Annotated in this window: 18 protein-coding genes; 6 read left to right on the forward strand and 12 right to left on the reverse strand. The window is 64.7% G+C overall.

Annotated elements, in window-relative coordinates:
• Positions 1 to 85 precede the first annotated feature (85 nt).
• From EWM63_RS19205 to EWM63_RS19215, 3 genes are all read right to left on the reverse strand, one after another.
• Entirely contained in the window at positions 86 to 1657 is a 1572-nt protein-coding gene (locus EWM63_RS19205; RefSeq protein ID WP_130187973.1) for a GGDEF domain-containing protein, read from the reverse strand.
• Between the two features lie 150 nt (positions 1658 to 1807).
• Positions 1808 to 2455 carry a response regulator gene (locus EWM63_RS19210; protein ID WP_130187974.1) on the reverse strand — a complete coding sequence of 216 codons (648 nt, stop codon included), beginning with the start codon at positions 2453 to 2455 and terminating at the stop codon, positions 1808 to 1810.
• 10 nt (positions 2456 to 2465) lie between these two features.
• A complete protein-coding gene (locus EWM63_RS19215) occupies positions 2466 to 3902 on the reverse strand; it encodes a sensor histidine kinase (RefSeq protein ID WP_130187975.1) in 1437 nt (478 codons plus the stop codon).
• Positions 3903 to 3956: 54 nt separating this feature from the next.
• Between EWM63_RS19215 and greB the strand changes: the two genes are divergently transcribed.
• A complete protein-coding gene (gene greB, locus EWM63_RS19220; protein WP_130187976.1) occupies positions 3957 to 4514 on the forward strand; it encodes a transcription elongation factor GreB in 558 nt (185 codons plus the stop codon).
• 414 nt (positions 4515 to 4928) lie between these two features.
• Here greB and EWM63_RS19225 read toward each other — a convergent pair whose 3' ends face one another.
• The 5 genes from EWM63_RS19225 to EWM63_RS19245 all read right to left on the reverse strand — a co-directional run bounded on the left by EWM63_RS19225 (position 4929) and on the right by EWM63_RS19245 (position 9678).
• Complete coding sequence (locus tag EWM63_RS19225; RefSeq protein ID WP_130187977.1) at positions 4929 to 5273, reverse strand: transposase; 345 nt, start codon at positions 5271 to 5273, stop codon at positions 4929 to 4931.
• A gap of 159 nt (positions 5274 to 5432) precedes the next feature.
• Complete coding sequence (locus EWM63_RS19230; RefSeq protein ID WP_130187978.1) at positions 5433 to 7712, reverse strand: RelA/SpoT family protein; 2280 nt, start codon at positions 7710 to 7712, stop codon at positions 5433 to 5435.
• Between the two features lie 63 nt (positions 7713 to 7775).
• A complete protein-coding gene (gene rpoZ, locus EWM63_RS19235; RefSeq protein WP_130187979.1) occupies positions 7776 to 7979 on the reverse strand; it encodes a DNA-directed RNA polymerase subunit omega in 204 nt (67 codons plus the stop codon).
• Between the two features lie 71 nt (positions 7980 to 8050).
• Entirely contained in the window at positions 8051 to 8692 is a 642-nt protein-coding gene (gmk, locus tag EWM63_RS19240) for a guanylate kinase (RefSeq protein ID WP_130187980.1), read from the reverse strand.
• Positions 8693 to 8787: 95 nt separating this feature from the next.
• Positions 8788 to 9678 carry a YicC/YloC family endoribonuclease gene (locus EWM63_RS19245; protein WP_130190479.1) on the reverse strand — a complete coding sequence of 297 codons (891 nt, stop codon included), beginning with the start codon at positions 9676 to 9678 and terminating at the stop codon, positions 8788 to 8790.
• Between the two features lie 102 nt (positions 9679 to 9780).
• Here EWM63_RS19245 and EWM63_RS19250 point away from each other — a divergent pair, with 102 nt between their 5' ends.
• The 5 genes from EWM63_RS19250 to hemW all read left to right on the forward strand — a co-directional run bounded on the left by EWM63_RS19250 (position 9781) and on the right by hemW (position 14408).
• Positions 9781 to 10788 (forward strand): serine/threonine-protein kinase, encoded by a 1008-nt coding sequence (locus EWM63_RS19250; protein ID WP_130190480.1) that lies wholly within the window; start codon positions 9781 to 9783, stop codon positions 10786 to 10788.
• A gap of 8 nt (positions 10789 to 10796) precedes the next feature.
• The gene (locus EWM63_RS19255) at positions 10797 to 11696 is read left to right on the forward strand and encodes a PP2C family protein-serine/threonine phosphatase (protein WP_130187981.1); all 900 of its coding nucleotides are present in this window, start codon (positions 10797 to 10799) and stop codon (positions 11694 to 11696) included.
• A gap of 55 nt (positions 11697 to 11751) precedes the next feature.
• Positions 11752 to 12486: a ribonuclease PH gene (gene rph / locus EWM63_RS19260; protein WP_130187982.1), complete on the forward strand. Its 735-nt coding sequence runs from the start codon at positions 11752 to 11754 to the stop codon at positions 12484 to 12486.
• A gap of 87 nt (positions 12487 to 12573) precedes the next feature.
• On the forward strand, positions 12574 to 13158 hold the full coding sequence (gene rdgB / locus EWM63_RS19265) for an RdgB/HAM1 family non-canonical purine NTP pyrophosphatase (protein WP_130187983.1): 585 nt from the start codon (positions 12574 to 12576) through the stop codon (positions 13156 to 13158).
• On the forward strand, positions 13155 to 14408 hold the full coding sequence (gene hemW / locus EWM63_RS19270) for a radical SAM family heme chaperone HemW (RefSeq protein WP_130187984.1): 1254 nt from the start codon (positions 13155 to 13157) through the stop codon (positions 14406 to 14408). The genes rdgB and hemW overlap by 4 nt, the downstream gene beginning before the upstream one ends.
• A gap of 151 nt (positions 14409 to 14559) precedes the next feature.
• Here the strand turns inward: hemW and EWM63_RS19275 are convergent, their stop codons facing one another.
• The 4 genes from EWM63_RS19275 to EWM63_RS19290 all read right to left on the reverse strand — a co-directional run bounded on the left by EWM63_RS19275 (position 14560) and on the right by EWM63_RS19290 (position 21559).
• Positions 14560 to 15645, reverse strand: coding sequence for a patatin-like phospholipase family protein (locus EWM63_RS19275; protein WP_130187985.1), 1086 nt, complete (start codon positions 15643 to 15645; stop codon positions 14560 to 14562).
• 132 nt (positions 15646 to 15777) lie between these two features.
• Positions 15778 to 17217 (reverse strand): efflux transporter outer membrane subunit, encoded by a 1440-nt coding sequence (locus tag EWM63_RS19280; protein ID WP_130187986.1) that lies wholly within the window; start codon positions 17215 to 17217, stop codon positions 15778 to 15780.
• On the reverse strand, positions 17214 to 20363 hold the full coding sequence (locus EWM63_RS19285) for an efflux RND transporter permease subunit (protein ID WP_130187987.1): 3150 nt from the start codon (positions 20361 to 20363) through the stop codon (positions 17214 to 17216). Before EWM63_RS19285 ends, EWM63_RS19280 begins: the two co-directional genes overlap by 4 nt.
• A complete protein-coding gene (locus EWM63_RS19290) occupies positions 20363 to 21559 on the reverse strand; it encodes an efflux RND transporter periplasmic adaptor subunit (protein ID WP_130187988.1) in 1197 nt (398 codons plus the stop codon). Before EWM63_RS19290 ends, EWM63_RS19285 begins: the two co-directional genes overlap by 1 nt.
• Between the last annotated feature and the right edge of the window lie 113 nt (positions 21560 to 21672).

Consider the following 21672-nt stretch of genomic DNA (forward strand, 5'->3'; position numbering starts at 1 on the left):
GAGCTGGAATTGCCGGAAGTTGCTGATATAAACATACAACGGCAAAAGCCCGGTCTGGCCGGGCTCGTGTTATCGGAGAAAACGCTTATTCGGCGACGACCACGCGGTTCTTGCCGGTCCTCTTTGCCGTGTACATGGCCGCGTCCGCGCGCTTGACGAGCGCGGCCTGGTCCTCGCCCTGGCGGCGCAGCGCCACGCCGGCGGAGAAAGTAATCAACAGCTTTTCGTTCTCATGCAGGAAGAAATGCCGGGTCAGCTCGCGCTGCAGCCGCGTCATCGTGGCCACCGCCGCGTCGACCGCTGTTTCCGGCAGCAGGATCACGAATTCCTCGCCGCCGAAACGGGCGATCACATCCATGGAACGCAGCGTGTCCTTGACGACCTTGACAAGGTGCTTCAGGGCGCTGTCGCCGGCGATGTGGCCGTAGGTATCGTTCAGTTTCTTGAAATCGTCCAGGTCCAGCACGGCGATGCACAGCGGTGTGTGGCGCCGGTCGGCGCGGGCGGTTTCACGCTCGAACACGTCATCGAGGCCGCGACGGTTCAGGCTGCCCGTCAACTGGTCTTCACGTACCAGTTCGCTCATATGCTGCAGCTGCATTTCCAGCGCCCTGATGCGCTCTTCCGCTTCCTGCACTTCCTGGCGCGCGTTGACCATGTTGTCGCGGGCCTGCAGCGCTTCGTTCTGCACCACGCGGGTTTCGTGCAGCACTTCGTCGAGGATATGGTTCAGCTCGGTTATGTCGTTCGCGTGGCTGATCTTTTCGGAATAGGCCCCGATCTTCTGGGAGAAATCGCCCGTGGTGGCGGCTACCTGGCCCAGGCGGTCGATAAAGGTCATCACCATGTTCTTCACCGTGGCCTTGACGTCCGCCACGCTGTGCTTGAGCTGGCTCTGCTTGAAGATCACGTCCTTCAGGCTGCGCGTGGCCGCTTCGAGCGCGCGCGCATCCAGCGGGCCGGCGATCAGCGCCTGCACGGTGTCGACCTGGCCACGCAGCCAGGAATCGTCGTCCAGCAATTCGCTGACGTTTTCCAGCAGCAGGCGGAACAGGCGCAACAGCAATTCCTGCTGCTCGGCCGTGTCGCCATGCTTCAGTTCGATCTGGTAGCACAGCTGTTTCAGCCGCAGCGCGATTTCCGACAAGTCCGCTTCGGTGTGCGCTTCCTTCGTGGCGGCACCCAGCGACTCGGCTTCCGCCGCCATGTCTGGTGCGGCGCTCAGCAGCGAAGCCACGGCCAGGGTCAAAGTGCGGCTGAGCAGGTCGCGCAGCAGGCGCGTCTGCTCGCTCTCGTCCATCGGCGCCAGTTCGATGCCGCCTTTTTTGACGGGCCGGTCGGCCAGTTGCGACAGGGCCTTGGCGTATGCATCCCAATCGCGTGCCTTGACCGCGTGGTTGAACCGGCGGCCGAACTCGGCCAGCTCGCCTGGCTGCTCTTTCAAGCGCGCGGCAAAACGGTTCAGCACGTTTTCAGGGCCGGGATCGCTGGGAATGGCCACGACGGGCGCTGGGGCGGGAATGCCGGCGATTTCGTTGTAGATCTCCCGGTACGCGTCAGGCGTCGGCGCGATGCGGCGCACGGCCAGGCGGCGAAAGGCTTCGCGCGCGATTTCAGCTGGATTCTGGTCCGCGGAACTTGGAGGTTTGCTCGACATCTGGCGTGCACTTTACAAAAGGATGACCAATAGCTTGCATCTTAGAACAATGGCGCATTATTCGAAGCACAAAGGAGCGGGGGAAAATTCCTTTACTTTCGGAACCAGAAGTTTCTGAATGTCAGTGTCCAGCCGCGGGCGGGCGCGTTGTCAGTCGATCAGGCCGTTCCTGATCGCATAATGCGTCAACTCTGCGCTGTTCTTCAGTTTCATCTTGACCAGCAGGCGAGCCCGGTATTCGCTCACCGTCTTCACCGACAGCGACAGCTCCTTGGCGATCGCGCCCACCGTCATGCCCGAGGCAATCAGCGTCAGCGTCTGGTATTCGCGGTCGGACAGTGTTTCGTGCGGCGCCGCTTCATGGTCCTCGCCCACGTGGTTGGCCAGTTCCTGGGCCAGGGCGGGGCTGATGTATTTCATGCCGCCCGCCACCTGCCGGATCGCGTTGACGAGTTCCTTCGGCGCGCTCTGCTTGGTGAGGTAACCGGCGGCGCCGGCCTTCAGCGAGCGGATGGCGTACTGGTCCTCGCGGTGCATGGACAGCATCAGCACGGCCAGCTCCGGTTTTTCCTTCTTGATCTGTTTCAGCACCTCGATGCCGCTGCGATCGGGCATCGAGATATCGAGCAGCACCACGTGGCAGCCCGACTTGCGGAACAGGCGTAGTGCATCGCTGCCGTTTTCCGCTTCGCCGGACACCACGATGTCGCGGGTGTCGGCCAGGATCTGCTTCAGGCCCTCGCGCACGATCGCGTGATCGTCCGCGATGAAGACCTTGATGGCTGCCTTGTCGCTCATATACATCTCATTATGTTATTGCAGCCCGAATTGTAGCCGCTTCCGGCCCGTCGCCCGGGCCGGCACGCCGGATGCGGATCGCCACGACCGTGCCGCCACCGGGCGCATGCGCGAGGTTCAGCGTGCCACCCAGTGCCCGTGCCCGTTCGGCCATGCCGCGCAGGCCGAACGAGCCCGGCTTGGCGCGGTCGGCGGAGCGGATGCCGCGGCCATTGTCGGTGATTTTCACGCCGACGTGCGTGCGCGTGCTGTGCAGGCGCACCGTCACGGTGGAAGCGTGCGCGTGCTTGGCGATATTGGTCAGCGCCTCCTGCACGATGCGGAACAGCGCCGTGGCCTGGTCGGCATCGAGTTCCACATCCTTTTCGTTGGAGTGGAAGGTGCACGCCAGGCCCGCCTGCGCGGCGAATTCCTTGACCTGCCATTCGAGCGCGGCAACGAGGCCGAAGTCCAGGATCGACGGCCGCAGGTCGAGCGTGATGCGGTGCACGGCATCGATGGTGCGGTCGGCCAGTTCGTCGACATAGGCCGCCTTCCTGGCCAGCACGTCGTCGCCCTCCGGCAGGCGCGCGGCCAGCATCGCCAGCGCCATCTTGATCGCGGTGAGGTTGCCGCCGAGGTCATCGTGGATCTCGCGCGCCATGCGCGTGCGTTCCTGTTCCTTGACCTTTTCGATGTGGGCGGTCAGCTCCGCCAGCCGCGACCGGCTGGCCCGCACTTCCAGTTGCTCCAGTTTGCTTTCGGTGATGTTGGTCATGATGCCTTCCCACTGCACGGCACCATCGGGCAACACGTGCGGGGTGGCGCGCAGGTTGATCCACTTGACGTCCTTCCACGCCTCGATCCAGATGCGGCCTTCCCAGTTCCAGCTCCACAGCGTGGCGGCGGATGACGCCATCGCATCGAGATAGGATTGCCGGTCTTCCGGCAGCACCAGGTGCGCGAACTGTTCCGGCTGCGCGGCGAGTTCGGCCGCCGGCAAGCCCAGCAGCGCCTGGCAGCCTTCGCTGAGATAGGGGAAGGACACGCGGCCGTCCGTCTCGCGGCGGAACTGGTACACCAGGCCGGGTGTGTGCGACACGATGGCGTCGAAGCGCGTTTGCACCTGTTGCAGCACGTCCGTCGCCGCTTCGTCCTCGGCGATCGCCAGCACGCAGTCCCTGTCGTCGTGGCGCACCCGCAGCAGCCGCAGCGTCACCGGGTAGCTCGTGCCATCCGTCCGCGCCAGCGTGGTGCCGGCGGCGGTCCCGGCGGCAAGGGCCGCGTCGAACCCTTCGCGGGACAGGGCAGGGGCAATGGCGGCGAAGTCGTCGCCGGCGCGACCGCCCGATTGTCGGCCCGCCGCCGGGTTCGTATCGAGCAGGCGCAGTGTATGGGGATCGATCAGGAAGAGCTGGGAACGCGTGGCATGCCACACGGCTTGGTGGCAGGAATGGACAATGCTCATAAGTGTGTACAATCGTTCCGTATTGGCAGGATGATACGTGAAACACCACTTCTCATGAACAAAGCTTTTGTGAAAGAAACCGAGCAGGACGATGACGACGACGTCCAGCTGGCGCCGCCGATTCCTCCCGGCGCGAAGAACTACCTCACCCCGAGCGGCTACCAGCGCATCAAGGACGAGCTGCTGCAACTGATCGACGTGGAACGGCCCGAAGTCGTGAAGGTGGTGCACTGGGCCGCCTCGAACGGCGACCGCTCGGAAAACGGCGACTACATCTACGGCAAGCGCCGACTGCGCGAAATCGACCGCCGCATCCGCTTCCTCACCAAGCGGCTCGACCTGGCCGAAGTGGTCGACCCGAGCGTGCACCACGGCAGCGACCAGATCTTCTTCGGCGCCACCGTCACCTACAGCAACCAGGATGGCGTGGAAAACACGATCACCATCGTCGGCATCGACGAATTCGACCCGCTGAAGGGCAAGGTCAGCTGGATCTCCCCCATCGCCCGCACGATCACCAAGGCGCGCGAGGGCGATACCGTGACGCTGCACACGCCGACCGGGGTGGAGGAGCTGGAGATTCTGGAAGTCAGCTATCCGGCAGCGAAGTAGCCATCCGCAGCGTGTCTGGTGTCGGACACTTTTCCCGGGTTTTCGGGAAAGGTGTCGGACACCGGTGTTCCTTACAGAATTCGCCGGCGTGTCTGGTTTCGTACACCGGGGTTTTTCACGGCTTGCATCAACTCTCGACCGGGCGTTTCCCTGGCCGTCCCCGAGGGGCTGGAGAATACATCAAGCCCCGGATTTCCATTAACTCATCCGGATTCAGCTCGCAATCCGACAAGCACCGGTAGTTGGCAAAACGCTCCGTTTCGTTCAGTCCCAGACGCAGGTAAAGCTCGTGTGGACATACCAAGCGGTCAGCGTTGAAGCCGGCATTCCCACGGTAGCTCGACCAGCGGTATCGCTCCTGGTGAATAACCATTCCAGCCCGCATAGGGTTGGCCTCGATATAGCGCTGACATTTCATGAAGTACCGTTCGGTTGGAACCGGATGCGACCAGAAACGGCTTTCCCATACTGAGCCGGTACGGCGCAGCGTTTGTTGAAACAAAGCGTATATTGCTGGCCGAGGCGCCTCATCAGTTCTGGCGCAAGCCTGATCTCATCGAACGACGCAAGGATGTGGACGTGGTTGGTCATCAGCACGTAAGCATGGATTGAACAGCCAACGGTGGAGGCATGGCTGCCAAGCCACTCCAGGTAGACGAGAAAATCTGATTCGCTGAGAAAGCATGGCTGGCGATTGTGGCCACGCTGGATGATGTGCAAGGGTATGCCAGGTAACAGCAGACGGGGACGTCGCGACATGGTGCCTCCGGAGGATGAGAATGTCGCTATCTTCTCGCCAGCTTGTCATGGGCAGGCTGTGGGAGCGCAAGGGAAAACCGGTGTCTGACACTTTTTTCTGGATGAATCGCCCAGAAAAAAGTGTCAGACACCAGTCGCAGGCGGGGGCTGTCCCAGTTTTTATCCCCGCTCGCGGGATACCCGGTTCACACCAGTGACTTTGCGCACGTTGCGCAGCAGCCCGGCGAGGTGCACCCGGTCCTTCACCTGGATCGTGAAGCGCAGCTGGTGCAGCACGTGGTCGTTGTCCTCGTCCATGCCGACGAAGGTGATGTTGCCGTCGGATTCGCCGATCTCGGCGGCCACGCGGGCGAGGATGCCTTTTTCGTTGTTGATCAGCAGGCGGATGCGGCTGTCGAAGCGGCGGTTCAGTTCCGTGCCCCATTTCACCGCGATCCAGCGGTCCGGTTCCTTCTGGCGCTGGCGCCGCGCCACGCTGCAGTCGGACGTGTGCACCTGCAGGCCCTGGTCGCGGCGCAGCTGGCCGATGATCTGGTCGCCCGGGATCGGCAGGCAACAGGGAGCCAGTTGGACGGAGACGCCTTCGCTGCCGTAGATCGTCACCGGGTCCAGGTCGGCCGCCGAATTGTGGTCGATCGGCATCGAGGCCGATTCGCCGCCCAGCAAGCCGAAGACGTGCCGTGCCACGAGGGCCGCCATGCGCTTGCCGATGCCGATGTCGGCATGCAGCTCGTCCATCGATTTCGCCGACGATTCGTTCAGCAGCCGTTCCACCAGGGGTTCGGGCAGGTCCGGCGAGATGCTGATCGCGGCAAGCGCCTGCTGCAGCAGCTGCCGGCCCAACCCGATCGATTCGGGCAGGTTGATCGTGCGCAGGTGGTGCCGGATCGCCGAGCGCGCCTTGCCGGTGCGGACAAAACTCAGCCAGCTCGGGCTGGGCCGCGAATCCGGGTCGGTCACCACCTCGACGATGTCGCCGTTGCGCAGCTCGGTGCGCAGCGGAGCGGGTTCGCCGTTGATCGTCACGGAAACGGTATGGTCGCCGATGCCCGTGTGGATCGCGTAGGCGAAATCGATCGGCGTGGCGCCGCGCGGCATCGCGATGATCTTCGACTTCGGCGTGAACACATACACGGAATCGGGGAACAGGTCGACTTTCACGTGTTCGAGGAACTCGGCCGAGTCGCCCGTCTGCTGCTGGATGTCGAGCAGCGATTGCAGCCACGCGTGGGTGCGCTGCTGCATGTCCGTCATGTTGGCGTCGCTGTTCTTGTACAGCCAGTGCGCCGCCACGCCCGATTCGGCGGTGCGGTGCATTTCCTGCGTGCGGATCTGGAATTCCACCGGCGTGCCGTACGGGCCGATCAGCGTGGTATGCAGCGACTGATAGCCGTTCAGCTTGCGGATCGCGATGTAATCCTTGAACTTGCCCGGCATCGGCTTGTACAGCGAATGCAGCGTGCCCAGCGCGACGTAGCAGTTCGGGAAGCTGTCGACGACGACGCGGAAGCCGTACACATCGAGCACCTGCGAGAACGTGAGGTGTTTCGAGCGCATCTTCTTGTAGATGCCATACAGCGTTTTCTCGCGGCCATACACTTCGGCGTGGATGCCGGCCATGCCCAGCGTGTTCTTCACGGAATCGAGGATCTTGCCGACCACTTCGCGGCGGTTGCCGCGCGCCGCCTTCACGGCCTTGGCCAGCACCGTGTAACGCAGCGGGTGGAGATGCGAGAACGACAGGTCCTGCAACTCGCGGTAGATGTTGTTCAGGCCGAGGCGGTGCGCGATCGGCACGTAGACTTCCATCGTTTCTTTGGCAATGCGCTGTTTCTTGGCCGGCGCCATCACGTCCAGCGTGCGCATGTTGTGCAGCCGGTCAGCCAGCTTGATCAGGATGACGCGCACGTCCGACGCCATGGCCAGCAGCATCTTGCGGAAATTCTCGGCCTGCGCCTCGATCTGGCTCTGGAACTCGATCTTCTCGAGCTTCGACAGGCCGTCGACGAGTTGCGCGACCGGGGAGCCGAAGCGCTCGATCAGCTCTTCCTTCTTGACGTCCTGGTCTTCCATCACGTCGTGCAGCAGCGCCGCCATCAGCGCCTGCGCATCGAGCTTCCAGTCCGCGCAGATCTCGGCCACCGCGATCGGGTGCGAAATATACGGCTCGCCCGACTTGCGCACCTGGCCCAGGTGCATCTCGTCCGAGAACCGGTAGGCTTCCTTGACCTTCTTCAGGTCGGCCTCGGTCATGTATTCGGCGAGTTTTTCGGTGAGGTGGCTGATCGTGGCCACGCCCGCGGGCGTCATTGGCGCGGCGAGGGGAGACGTGGAAATGGCGGGAGGCTGGCCGGCATCGCCATCCGGCCAGGCGGCCGAACGACGGCCCCGCGAAACGGGGCGCTCGGTAATGCCGGATTCAGGGGAATTCAGGTTCATGGTGTTCGCAGTGTAATTCAACTGGAGAACCTGTGGCGGTACAGAGGAACCGGAGTCCCAAAATTACATCGGAACCTTTTTCAGCATTTCCAGGCCGACCTTGCCGGCGGCGATCTCGCGCAGCGCGAGCACGGTCGGCTTGTCCTTGGCATCCACCTTCGGGGTGTGGCCCTGCAGCAGCTGGCGGGCACGATAGGTGGCGGCCAGGGTCAGCTGGAAGCGGTTCGGCACATTCTGCAGGCAATCTTCGATCGTAATACGGGCCATGGTAACTCCTGGGCAAATTCGGTGAAATGGAAAACGAGGGAATAAATCGGTTGTGCTGTTTGTCGGGCTGCTTAATTATGCTGCTCGGCGTGGATACCCAACTGGGCAAACAGCGATGCATTGCGCGCCGCCTGTTGCGCAAACCGGCAACGGGCCGACCGGACGATCGCGCTCAGCTGTTGCAAGGCGACCGGAAACTCTTCATTGATAATAACATACTCGAACTCGGGCGCGTGGGCGATTTCGCCGCCGGCCGCCAGCAGGCGCCGCGTGATCACGTGCGGCTCATCCTGGCCACGCTTGTGCAGCCGTTCTTCCAGCGCCGCGATCGATGGCGGCAAAATGAAGATGCCGGCCGCCTGCGGGAACTGCTTCTTCACCTGGCGGGCGCCCTGCCAATCGATCTCCAGCAGGATGTCGGTGCCGGCCTTCATCTGCTCTTCGACGAACAGGCGCGACGTGCCATAGTAATTGCCATGCACTTCGGCCCACTCGAGGAACTCGCCGGCATTGGCACGGGCAACGAAATCCTCCGCCGTCGTGAAGAAGTATTCACGGCCATGTTCCTCGCCCGGGCGGGGCGGGCGCGTCGTGGTGGAAATCGACAGCTTGATCGCCGGCTCCTGGGCCAGCAGGGCATTGACCAGGGTGGACTTGCCGGCGCCGGAAGGCGCTGCAACCATGAACAGGCTGCCCGAGAAGTGTTGATTCATTTTCAATTCCGATTCGCGGGCGGTGGCCCAAAAGGCGTATTTTACCAAGAGCAACCGCGCACGGCACTACCTTGATAGCTGCCGGTCCGCGAAGGTCACTCCAGGTTCTGCACCTGTTCGCGCATCTGCTCGATCAGCAGCTTGAGTTCCATCGACGCGTCGGCCAGCTCCTTGACGGAAGCCTTCGCGCCCAGCGTATTGGCTTCGCGGTTCAGTTCCTGCATCATGAAATCGAGACGCTTGCCCACCTGGCCACCCTTCTTGAGGATATGGCGCGTTTCCGACAGGTGCGCCGACAGCCGTCCCAGTTCCTCGGCCACGTCGATGCGGATGCCATACAGGATCACTTCCTGCCGGATGCGTTCCATCGCATCCTGGCGGGACAGCGCCGCGTTCGATCCTTGCGAGGCCAGGCCCAGCGCTTCCTGCATGCGCTCGATTGCCTTTTGCTGGAATGCCGCCACCACTTGCGGGATCAGCGGCGTGATGCGCTTGACGATGGCTTCCATCGCCTCGATGCGCGAGATCAGCATCGCTTCGAGCGCGGCGCCTTCGCGCTGCCGGCTGTTCACGAATGCGCCAACCGTTTTCGTCATCAGCGCGGCCACGTCGGCCTGCAGCGTTTCCTGGCCGATCTGCGCCTCTTCGACAACGCCGGGCCAGCGCAGCAGTTCGGCCACCGACATGGCATGTGCGCCGCTGAAATGCGTGCTGACCTCGGCCTGCAGGCGGGCCAGTTCATTCAGGAGGGGAATATTCAGCGCCTGGGTGCCGGCGCCAGCGGCCTTGCGGCCAAAACTCAACCTGATTTCCACCTTGCCGCGCGTGATGGCGGCCATGATTGCCGTACGCAGGTCCGGTTCGAGGGCACGCAGGTCGTCGTTGATGCGGAATTGAAGGTCGAGAAAACGGGAATTGACACTCTTGATTTCAATGGTCAGAGTTCCCGCCGCGCTTTCGCTGGTGGCAACCGCGTAGCCCGTCATGCTGGAAATGCTCAATGGATATCCCCGATTTGGTCTTTACAAATGCCTGGTTTTGTCCACACAATCCGGATCTCAGTGGCGTTAGTTGATGCGAGGAAATGCATGGCTGCACAAAACAACGTCCCGTTGCCGGATGGGCTGGAGTTGGCTGGATACCGCATTGTAAAGAAAATTGCGTCCGGCGGGTTCAGTATCGTCTACCTCGCCTATGACGCCGAAGGCAATGCGGTTGCCATCAAGGAGTATCTACCAAGCGCATTGGCATTGCGTCAAGAGGGAGAACTCGCGCCCGCGGTGTCGGCGGCGAATCTGCCGGTATTCCGCCTCGGCCTGAAATGCTTTTTCGAGGAAGGCCGCGCACTGGCGAAAATAGCGCACCCGAATGTGGTGCGCGTACTGAATTTCTTCCGCGCGAACGATACCGTTTACATGGTAATGGCGTATGAATCCGGCAACACATTGCAGGACCAGATTTCGCGGCAGCGCGCAAAAGGCGGCAATATTGATGAAGCATTGATCCGCCAGGTTTTCATCCAGGTATTGAAGGGTTTGCGCGAAGTGCATGCAAATGGCCTGCTCCACCTCGATCTGAAACCGGCCAATATCTACCTGCGCAGCGACGGCACGCCGCTGCTGCTCGATTTCGGCGCGGCGCGCCGGACCATCGATTCGGGCGCCCTGACGTTGACGCCGATGTACACGCCCGGCTTCGCCGCGCCCGAACTGACGATCAAGACATCGCCGCTGGGGCCGTGGACCGACGCCTATGGCATCGGCGCCGCGATGTTTGCCTGCATGGCCGGCTCGCCGCCGCAGCCGGCGGAAGAACGGCGCAAGGCCGACCGCATGGACGCATCGTTCAGCGAGCTGGCCGGTGCCTATTCCCCCGCCCTGGTGCAGCTGGTACGCTGGTCACTCACCATGGATCCGCTGGCACGCCCGCAAAGCCTGTTTGCCATGCAAAAGGCATTGCAGGCGCTGGAGACGACAATGGCGCCGGCGGTGCCTGTCGCACCAGCGACACCAGCGGGCACGTTCGCCCGCCTGCGCACGCTGGCCGGCCGCCTGAGGCCGGGGCGCCGTGGTGCCGCGCCGGACACGCAAGGATAGGAGGCCACATGCGATTTTCCGTCTACCAGGAAAGCCATATCGGCGGCCGGGGCATGAACCAGGACCGCATGGGCTACAGCTTCACGCGCGATGCGTTGCTGCTGGTGCTGGCCGACGGCATGGGCGGCCATCCGCGCGGCGAAGTGGCCGCCACCGTGGCGTTGCAGACGATTTCCGCGCTGTTCCAGCAGCAGGCCAATCCTTATGTGAAAGGCCCGGAGCGCTTCCTGGCAGACGCGTGCCATGCGGCGCACCGCGAAATCCATCGCCATGCCGCGCTGCACGGCTTGCCGGAAACGCCACGCACGACGATCGTCGCCTGCGTCGTGCAGCATGGCATGGCCACCTGGGCGCACTGTGGCGATTCGCGGTTGTACCTGCTGCGCGGCGGGCGCGTCCTGGCGCGCACGCGCGATCATTCGCATATCGAGAAACAGATCGACGCCGGCCGCGTACCCGCGTCGGCGCGTCACACGCATCCGGACCGCAACAAGCTGTACAACTGCCTGGGCGCCGATGCCGCGCCGAAGGTCGAGCTGTCGCGAGGGGCGGCCCTGGAAGCGGGCGACGTGATGCTGTTATGCTCGGATGGCCTGTGGGGCGTGCTGCCGGAAGAGGAGCTCGTGGCCGCCTTGTCCACCGCGGCCGTCGAACGCGCCGTGCCCGACCTGCTGCATAGCGCGCTGCGCGTTGCCGGTGCCGGCAGCGACAACGTCACCGGCCTGGCCATCGCATGGCAAGGAGCTCTCGATACGCCCGCCGCTGCTGGATCGACGATGATCTCCACCGAATCGCACACGGGCGGCACCACGATCGCGCCCGCCGATCCGTTCGACGAAGCCGAGATCGACAAGGCCATTGCCGAGATCCGCAGCGCCATTGAAAAATCCTCGCAACTACTCCGGTAACCATGCCGGCCACTGCGCCGGTAACCCCTTCATAAACCAATCAAAGAAAGTGTCCATGACCATTGACACCCGCCCAAGCGGCCGCACCGTTGACCAGTTGCGCACCGTGCGCCTGACCCGCCAGTACACCAAGCATGCCGAAGGTTCCGTGCTGATCGAATGCGGCGACACCAAGGTAATCTGCACCGCCAGTATCGAGGAAAAGGTGCCGGGCTTCCTGAAGGGCAAAGGGCAGGGCTGGCTGACGGCCGAATACGGCATGCTGCCGCGCTCGACACATTCGCGCATGGACCGCGAAGCCGCCCGTGGCAAGCAAAGCGGCCGCACGCAGGAAATACAGCGGCTGATCGGCCGCTCGCTGCGCGCCGCGTTCGACCTGCAGGCGTTCGGCGAACGCACGCTGCACCTGGACTGCGACGTGATCCAGGCCGACGGCGGCACGCGCACCGCCTCGATCACCGGCGCCATGGTGGCTGCGTACGACGCGTTCATGAAGCTGGTCGACAAGGGCGCGATCCCTGCCGTGCCCGTCAAGCACTTCGTGGCGGCGATCTCCGTGGGCGTGTTCCAGGGCACGCCGGTGCTCGACCTCGACTACGTGGAAGATTCCGGTTGCGACACCGACATGAACGTGATCATGACCGATGCCGGCCACTTCGTCGAAGTGCAGGGCACCGCCGAAGGCGCCGCCTTCGACCGCGGCACGATGAACCGCCTGCTGGACCTGGCCGACGCGGGCATCGCCGACCTGATCCGGCTGCAGAAGCGGGAACTGGGGCTGGCGGAGTAAAATAGCTGCCCCATATCAAAATTGGGGACGTACCCCTGTTTAGAGGAAATTTCCTCTAAACAGGGGTACGTCCCCCGTTTTTCTGCCATGACCCAAAAACTCATCCTTGCCTCGAACAACGCGGGCAAACTCAAGGAATTCAACGCGCTGCTGTCCACCGTCGGCTTCGAGGTGCACGCGCAGGGCGAATTCGGCGTGCCGGAAGCGGACGAGCCGTTCCACACGTTCGTCGAGAACGCGCTGCAGAAGGCGCGTCACGCGGCACGGCTGACCGGGCTGCCGGCGCTGGCGGACGATTCCGGCGTGTGCGTCAATGCGCTCGGCGGCGCGCCGGGCGTCTACTCGGCGCGCTACGCGGGCGAGCCGAAGTCCGATGCCGCCAACAACGCAAAGCTGGTTGCGGACCTGGCGCGGCACGACGACAAATCGGCGTATTACTACTGCGTGCTGGTGTTCGTGCGCCATGCGGACGATCCGCAGCCGGTCATCGCCGACGGCGTCTGGCGCGGCGTGATCCAGGCCGAGGCGCGCGGCGAAGGCGGCTTCGGCTACGATCCGCATTTTTATATCCCCGAACTGGGCAAGACCACCGCGGAGCTGACGCCCGATGAGAAGAACCGCCTGTCGCATCGCGGCCAGGCATTGCGCGCGCTGGTAGAGAAGCTGAAATGATCCCCATCAAACCGGTTGGCACAGGCGCGGGCAAACCCGCCACGCCGGCCCGCACCATCGATGCCGCGGCCGGCGTGGCCGCGCAATACCTGCAGCCGGGCGCGCTGAACCTCACGGCGCTGCCACCGTTGTCGTTGTACATCCACTGGCCGTGGTGCGTGCGCAAGTGTCCGTACTGCGACTTCAATTCGCACGAGGCCAAGGGCGAGGTACCGGAAAAGCAGTACCTGGACGCGCTGCGCCTCGACCTGGAAATGGCGCTGCCGCTGATCTGGGGCCGCAAGATCCATACCGTGTTCATCGGCGGCGGCACGCCGAGCCTGATGTCCGCGGCAGGGCTGGACCGGCTGATGTCCGACCTGCGCACCTTGCTGCCGCTCGATGGGGATGCCGAAATCACGATGGAAGCCAATCCCGGCACCTTCGAGACCGAAAAATTCCGCAGCTACCGCGCCAGCGGCATCAACCGGCTGTCGATCGGCATCCAGAGTTTCAATGCGCGGCATTTGCAGGCGCTGGGCCGCATCCACGACGATGGCGAGGCGCGCCGCGCGGTGGAGATCGCGCTGGCCACCTTCGACAACTTCAACCTCGACCTGATGTACGCGCTGCCCGGGCAGACGCTGGACGAAGCCCGCCAGGATCTGGCCACGGCGTTGTCGTTCAAGCCACCGCACCTGTCGATGTACCACCTGACGATGGAGCCGAACACGGTGTTCGCGAAGTATCCGCCGGAACTGCCGGACGACGACACGAGCGCGGACATGCAGGACCTCGTCGCGGAAATGACCGGCGAAGCGGGCTATGGCCACTACGAGGTGTCGGCCTACGCGCGGCCCGGTCACCGGGCCCGCCACAACCTGAACTACTGGCAGTTCGGCGATTACCTGGGCATCGGCGCCGGCGCCCATACCAAGCTGTCGTTCCCGCACCGCGTGCTGCGGCAGGCGCGCTACAAGCAGCCGAAGTCGTACATGGAGCAGGTGGCGAACGGCACGCCGGTGCAGGAAGAGAACGAGATCGGTCGCGCCGACATGGGCTTCGAATTCATGCTGAATGCGCTCCGGCTGCAGGAAGGCTTCGCGCCCAACCTGTTCAGCGAACGCACGGGGCTGGCGCTGAACACGATCGAGAAGCAGTTGAACGCGGCCGAATCAAAGGGCCTGATCTACCGTGATCACACCGTCATCCGGCCGACCGAACTGGGTCACCGCTTCCTGAACGACCTGCAGCAGATCTTCCTCGGATAAGCGCAGCGCCCCTCACAGTCGAGTCCGTGTCCACCCTGGGGCCAGGCCTGGAATCGGACACGAGCTGGGCCTTAGCAATCGATTGCTACCGTTGTGCTCGTGTCCACTTTCGAGCCTGGCCCCAAGGTGGACAGGAGCTGGGCTGTAGCGGCTAGAAGCTGGATGCCTGCTTGAGGTCCGGCTTCTCCACCCACCTGGCCAGCGCTTCCGCCATCCGCCCGCTTACGCTGATCGCGTGAGTCCAGTCGCGGATGCGGGCGGCGTGGTCCTGTCCGTAATGCTTGAAGTCGTTCCGGTCCGGCAGCTTGCGGTTCGGCAGCCGGGCCACGAACGATGGCGAAGGGCTGACCAGCACGAGATTGTCGAGGGCGAGGTGGCCGGATTGCCCGCGTGCGCGGCGCCATGGCAGCGACTTGTCCAGCCAGCCGGGCACGATGTGGTCGGTGAAGTGCGGGTACAGCACAAGGCCGGCATCGCGCTGGTAGGGCAGGTGCAGCTGGTAATCGATCAACCCGCCGTCCCAGTAGGTGCCGGGCGGGGCGCCGTGGATGTCGCGCACCGCTTCCAGCACGAGCGGGATCGAACCGGAGGCGAGCAGCGCATCGCGCAGGTTGCCCGCTTCCAGGCCCACGAAATGCGAGGCGAACGCATCGAAGCGCTCGCGCAGCCAGCCGCCTTCATCGCGCACGTCGTGAAACAGCACGCGCTCCATCGCGCCCGCCAGCCGGCTGCGCGATACCGCGTTGCCCGCCGCGGCGCGAACGAAACCCGCCATCTCGCGCCAGCGCACGCCGCCCGCATTGGCCAGCGGCCCAATGCCGCGCGCGGTGATTACGTTCAGCCGGTGATGCGGATGCGCGAGCACTTCATCGCCATGCCCGCCGAGTACCTCTTCAAGCAGGCCGCGCACCGTGCGGGTTACGTAGGCTGCGTCGACTTTCGCCGGATAGGTCTGGTGCGTGTAGTGGTAAGCGAGTCGCTTATGGGCGGCCACGGGATCGGCGAATGCCCCCGCGGCCATGCGCCATGCCCCGATCGACGCACCGACCAGCCGCCGTTCCCGCGGCGCCCGCGGCAGCCAGTCGCCGAACAGCCAGGTGTCGATGCCGTTCAGGATGAGGCCTTTCGGCCCACCGGCGGCAGCGGGAATGATGGCGATGTCGGCCGGTTGCAGACCTTCGGCCGCGATGCGCTGGCGCGCGCGTGCGCCAAGGCGAATGGTGATGGGTGAGTCCATAAGAAAAAGAAAAACCGGTGACAGACACCCATTATTCTGGAACATTCCAGGAAAATCGGTGTCTGTCACCGGTTTTCGGGAAATATTTCCAAAAAACCGGTGTCTGTCACCGGTTTTAACACCGGTTTTGGGCTACCGCAGCCCGCCCCCCAGCACCCGATAAAGATCGATCGCACTCGTGGTGCGCAGCAGCCGCGCCTGCACGAGCTCCTGCTCGGCCGCGAACAGTTCGCGCTGGGCGTCGAGCACGTCCAGCGAACTGGCCACGCCGTTCTCGAAGCGCAAGTTGAGCAGGCGCAGCCGTTCGGCCTGGGCATCCTGGATCGCCCGCTGCGCAGCCACCTGGTCGCCCAGGTAGCTGCGCGCGGCCAGCGCGTCAGCCACTTCACGGAACGCCGTCTGGATCGTCTTTTCGTAATCGGTGACGGCGATGTTCTTGCGCACCTGGGCCAGGTCGAGGTTGGCGCTGTTGCGACCGGCGGAAAAGATCGGCAGGGTCAGTTGCGGCACGAACGACCAGGTGTCGTTGCCGCCGTCGAACAGTTGCGAGAACTCGGGGCTGGCGCTGCCGATCGCCGCTGTCAGCGAGATGCGCGGGAAGAACGCGGCGCGGGCGGCGCCGATGTTGGCGTTCGCCGCCAGCAGGCGCTGTTCGGCGGCGCGGATGTCCGGCCGGCGCGCCAGCAGGTCCGACGGCAGCCCGGGGGGGAGGGCGCTCATCGCGTCGATCCGCGCATCGTCGATCAGTGCGCCGGCATCCGCCGTGGCCTGCGCCGAGGGCGCGCCCACCAGCAAGGCCAGCGCATTGGCGGCCTGCGCCCGCTGCCGGGCCAGCGCCAGCGCCGACGCGCGTGCCGTTTCCATCAGCGTTTCGTTCGAGCGCAGGTCGAGCAGCGACGAGGCGCCCGCATCCAGCCGCTGCCGCGTCAATTCATACGTGCGGCGGCGGGCGTCGTACGTGCGCTGCGCCAGCGCCAGCTGCTCGGCAAACGCGCGCTCGGTGAAATAGGCCTTGGCCACTTCCGCCACGATGCTGATCTGCGCCGCCTGGCGCGCCTCGTCGGTGGCAAGGTAGGCCGCCAGTGCCGCCTCGGACAGGCTGCGCACCCGGCCGAAGAAATCCAGCTCGAACGCGGGAATCGACAGGCCGGCATCGAAGCGTTCCGACACCGTTCCCTGTCCGGCCGCCGGGTTCAGGAAGCCCGGCGTGCGTGCGCGTGTGCCGGACAAAGCGGCGTTCAGGTTCGGCAGCCGGTCCGCGCGCGTCACGCGGTACGTGGCGCGCGCTTCCTCGATGCGCAGCGCCGCGGTGCGCAGGTCGCGGTTGTTGTCCAGCGCCGTGGCGATCAGCGCCTGCAGGCGGGCGTCGGGAAAGAATTCGCGCCAGCCCGTATCGACGGCGCTCTTCGCGTCGGCGGGAGGTTGCGGCAGGGCCTTACCGTCCGCGGCCGGCGGGTTGACGGGAAAATCGGCGGCCACCGGCGCGGCCGGGCGCTCGTACTTCGGCGCCAGCGAGCAGGCCGACAGCATGCCGGCTGCCAGCATCATGCCCACCGTGTTCGACAGTTTCATGGTTTCGTCTCCGGAAGGTCCATTTCATGCGCGGCGAGACGGCGTTGCCGCTCGCTGCCCTTGAAGATACGGCGGATCACGACGAAGAATACCGGCACGAGGAACACGGCCAGCACGGTGGCGGTGATCATGCCGCCCATCACGCCGGTGCCGATCGCGCGCTGGCTGGCCGACCCCGCGCCGTTGGCGACCACCAGCGGCAGCACGCCGAGGATGAACGCCAGCGACGTCATGATGATGGGCCGAAAACGCAGGTGCACCGCCTCCAGCGTGGCTTCGATCAGCCCCTTGCCCTGCGCCTGCAGGTCCTTGGCGAATTCGATGATCAGGATCGCGTTCTTCGCCGACAGGCCGATGATGGCGATCAGGCCCACCTTGAAGTACACGTCGTTCGGCAGGTCGCGCAGGTGGGCGCCGAGCAGGGCGCCGAGCACGCCCAGCGGCACCACCAGCAGCACGGCGATCGGAATCGATTCACTTTCATACAGCGCCGCCAGCACGAGGAACGCCGCGAGCAGCGACAGCGCGAACAGCATCGGCGCCTGCGAACCGGAGGTGCGCTCTTCCAGCGATTGCCCCGTCCAGTCGATGCCGAAACCCGGCGGCAGCTGGGCCGCCAGCCGTTCCAGCTCGGCCATCGCCTCACCGGAGCTGTAGCCTGGCGCGGCATTGCCTGTCAGGCGGATCGCCGGATAGCCGTTGTAGCGCACCAGCTGCACCGGGCCATTGATCCAGCGGGTGGTGGCGAAGGCGGAGAACGGCACCATATTGCCGCTGGTTCCGGAACGCACGTTCAGGCGCAGGATATCTTCCGGCTGCATGCGGCGGTTCTGGTCGGCCTGCACGATCACGCGCTGCTGGCGGTTGTCGCTGTTGAAATCGTTCACGTATGACGAACCCAGGCCGGCGGACAGCGTGGTGTTGATGTCGGCGAACGAGAGGCCCAGCGCCTGCGCCTTTTCGCGGTCGATATCGACCTGCAGCTGTGGCGCGTCTTCCAGCCCTTCGGGCCGCACGCCCTGCAGGATCGCGCTCTTGCCGGCCATGCCCAGCAGCTGGTTGCGGGCATCGATGAGCGCCGCGTGGCCCAGCGAACTGCGATCCTGCAGCCGCGCCGTGATACCGGTGGCGTTGCCCAGCTCGCGGATCGGCGGCGGCGACAGGGGGAACACGATGGCGTCCGGAATGCCCGAGAGCGCGCCGAGCGCGCGCCCGGCCAGCGCATCGGCCGACTGGTCCTTGCCCCGTTCGCCCCAGTCCTTCAGCGGCACGAACACGAGGCCCGCGTTCTGGCCGTTGCCGGAGAATGAAAAACCCGCCACGGCGATCGTGCGGGCCACTTCGGGCTGCTGGCGGAAATAGGCATCCACTTTCGCCAGCACCGCGTCCGTGCGCGAGCGCGACGCGCCCGGCGGGAGCTGCACGTTGGTGATGATGTAGCCCTGGTCCTCGTTCGGCAGGAACGACGATGGCAGCCGCACGTAAAGCCATGCCACGAGAGCCAGCAGCACGGCGAACACCAGCATGTAGCGGCCGGTGCTGGCGAGGATCTTCGCCACGGCCCCCTGGTAGCGCGTGGCCGTCTTTGCGAACATGCGGTTGAACCAGCCGAAGAAGCCGCGCTTTTCCACATGGTGGCCTTTTTCGACGGGTTTCAGCATCGTGGCGCACAGCGCCGGCGTCAAGGTCAGCGCCATCAGCGCGGAAAACGCCATCGCCGCCACCATCGACAGCGAAAACTGGCGGTAGATCGCGCCCACAGCGCCGCCAAACGCGGCCATCGGCACGAACACGGCGATCAGCACCAGCGTGATGCCGATGATCGCGCCGGTGATCTGCGTCATCGCCTTGCGGGTGGCGTCGCGCGGCGACAGGCCTTCCTCGCTCATGATGCGCTCGACGTTCTCGACGACGACGATCGCATCGTCGACCAGGATGCCGATCGCCAGCACCATGCCGAACATCGTCAGCACGTTGATCGAGAAGCCGGCCAGCTGCATCACGGCGAAGGTGCCCATCAGCGCCACCGGCACCACGATCGTCGGAATGATCGTGTAGCGGAAGTTCTGCAGGAACACGTACATCACGATGAACACGAGCAGCACTGCTTCGAGCAGCGTCTTGACCACCTCCTCGATGGAGATCTTCACGAACGTCGACGTATCGTAGGGCACCGTGTATTTCAGGCCGGGCGGGAAGAACTTCTGCAGCTCGTCCATCTTGGCTTTCACCAGGTTTGCCGTTGCCAGTGCATTGCCCGTCAGCGACTGCTGCACGGCGATCGCCACGAACGGCTGCCCGTTCAGCCGGGCACTGATGTTGTAGGTGGAGCCGCCCAACTCGAGGCGGGCCACGTCGCCCAGGCGCACGGTGGAGCCATCGGGATTGGCACGCAGCACGATTTTCGAGAATTGCGCGATCGACGTCAGCTGCCCGGTCACCACCACCGGCGCCTGGTAGGTTTGCGTCGTGGGATTCGGCAGGTCACCGATCGTGCCGGACGTGACCTGGGCGTTCTGCGCGCGGATCGCCGCCGTCACGTCGCCCATGTTCAGCTTGAAGCCGGTGAGCTTGTTCGGGTCGACCCATACGCGCAGCGCGCGCTCGGAACCGAACAGCTGCGCCTGGCCCACGCCCGGGATGCGCTTGATCTCGTTGACGACGTTGCGCGCCATGTAGTCGCCGATCGCGGTCGGGTCCATCCGGCCGTCCGTCGAGTACACGCCCACGAACATCAGGATGTTCGAGCGCGACTTGTTGACCTGCACCCCCTGCTGCGTAACGGCCAGCGGCAGGCGCGACTCCACGCGCTTGATGCGGTTCTGCACGTCCACCGCCGCGATGTCCGGGTTGGTGCCCGGCTGGAATGTCACGGTGATCGTCACGCCGCCGGCCGCATTGCTCTCGGACTCCACGTACTGCAGGCCTTCGGCGCCGTTCATCTCCTGCTCGATCACGCTGGTCACGGCATCGTCGAGCACCTGCGCGGTGGCGCCGGGGTAGTTCGCGGTCACCACGATCGATGGCGGTGCGATGGTGGGATACTGGGCCACCGGCAGCACGGTGATCGCCAGCGCGCCGCCCAACAGGATGAACAGCGCGATCACCCATGCGAACACGGGCCGGTCGATGAAGAAGCGTGGCATCAGGCCCCCTTGGCGGCGGGCGCTGCGTTTGAAGTACCGCCGGGCGCACCGGCTGGCGTGGCTTGCGCGGGCTGCCACTGCTGCGGCTTGACGGGCGATCCCGGCTTGGCTTTCTGGAAGCCTTCGACGATGATGCGTTCGCCGCCTTTCAGGCCTTCGCTGACGACCCACCTGTTATTGATCGACGCTTCCGCCTTCACGGGCTGGGCGACCACCTTGTTGTCCGCGCCCACGATCATCACCGAGGCACCTTCGGCACCGCGCACGATGGCCTGTTGCGGGACCGTGATCGCGGCTTCGTTGATGCCTTGCTCAAGCCGCGCCCGCACATACATGCCCGGCAGCAGCGCGCCTTTCGGATTCGGGAACCGGGCGCGCAGCGAGACGGTGCCCGTGCTCTCGTCGACGGACGCATCCGAGAACAGCAGCTTGCCCGCACCCTGGTACTCCTCGCCGGTGTCCAGCAGCAGCGTCACGCGTGCCTCGTCCCTGCCCACGCTCTTCAGCCGGCCGCTGGCCAGCGCCTGGCGCAGTTGCTGGAGCTCGGTGGCCGACTGCGTCACCGTCACATAGATCGGATCGAGCTGCTGCACCAGTGCCATCGGCGTCGCTTCGCCTTGCCCCACCAGTGCGCCCTCGGTCACCAGCGCGCGGCCCACGCGACCGGAGATCGGCGCCGTCACGGTCGCGTAGCCCAGCGTGAGCCCGGCGGTCTGGCGCGCCGCCTTCGCCGTGGCCAGGTCGGCGGCGGCCTGCTTTTGCGCCGTCACCGCATCGTCGTATTCCTGCTGACTGACGGCCTGCGCGGCCAGCAGCGGCTTGTAGCGCTTTTCGCGCAGGTTCGCCTGCGCCAGGTTCGCCTCGGCCTTCTGCACGGCCGCCTGGGCGCTGGCGAAGCCGGCCTGGAATTCGGCCGGATCGATGCGGAAGAGCACCTGGCCCGCTTTCACGTCCGAGCCTTCCTCGAATACCCGCTTCAGCACGATCCCCGGCGTGCGCGCCCGCACCTGCGCCACGCGGAATGCCTCGACGCGGCCCGGCAGCTCATCCGTCACGGGCACGGCGGCGGCCGACACGGTGATGACCGAGACGGTGGGTGGGGGCGGGGCGGGGGGAGCTTCTTCCTTCTTGCCGCACGCGGCCAGCAGGGACAGCGACAGGACGGCGACATGCGTGCTACGTGCGACATGACTCATGGATATGTCTCGCGAAAGGACGGCAGGGCTGCGGAGGAGGTGCGATAGTTATTTTATAACGGTTGAATAACGTTTTCGCACAAGCCGTTCAAAAGAAAAGGGAGCCGAAGCTC

Origin of the sequence: Pseudoduganella lutea, assembly GCF_004209755.1 — a bacterium.
Classification (GTDB): Bacteria; Pseudomonadota; Gammaproteobacteria; order Burkholderiales; family Burkholderiaceae_D; genus Rugamonas; species Rugamonas lutea.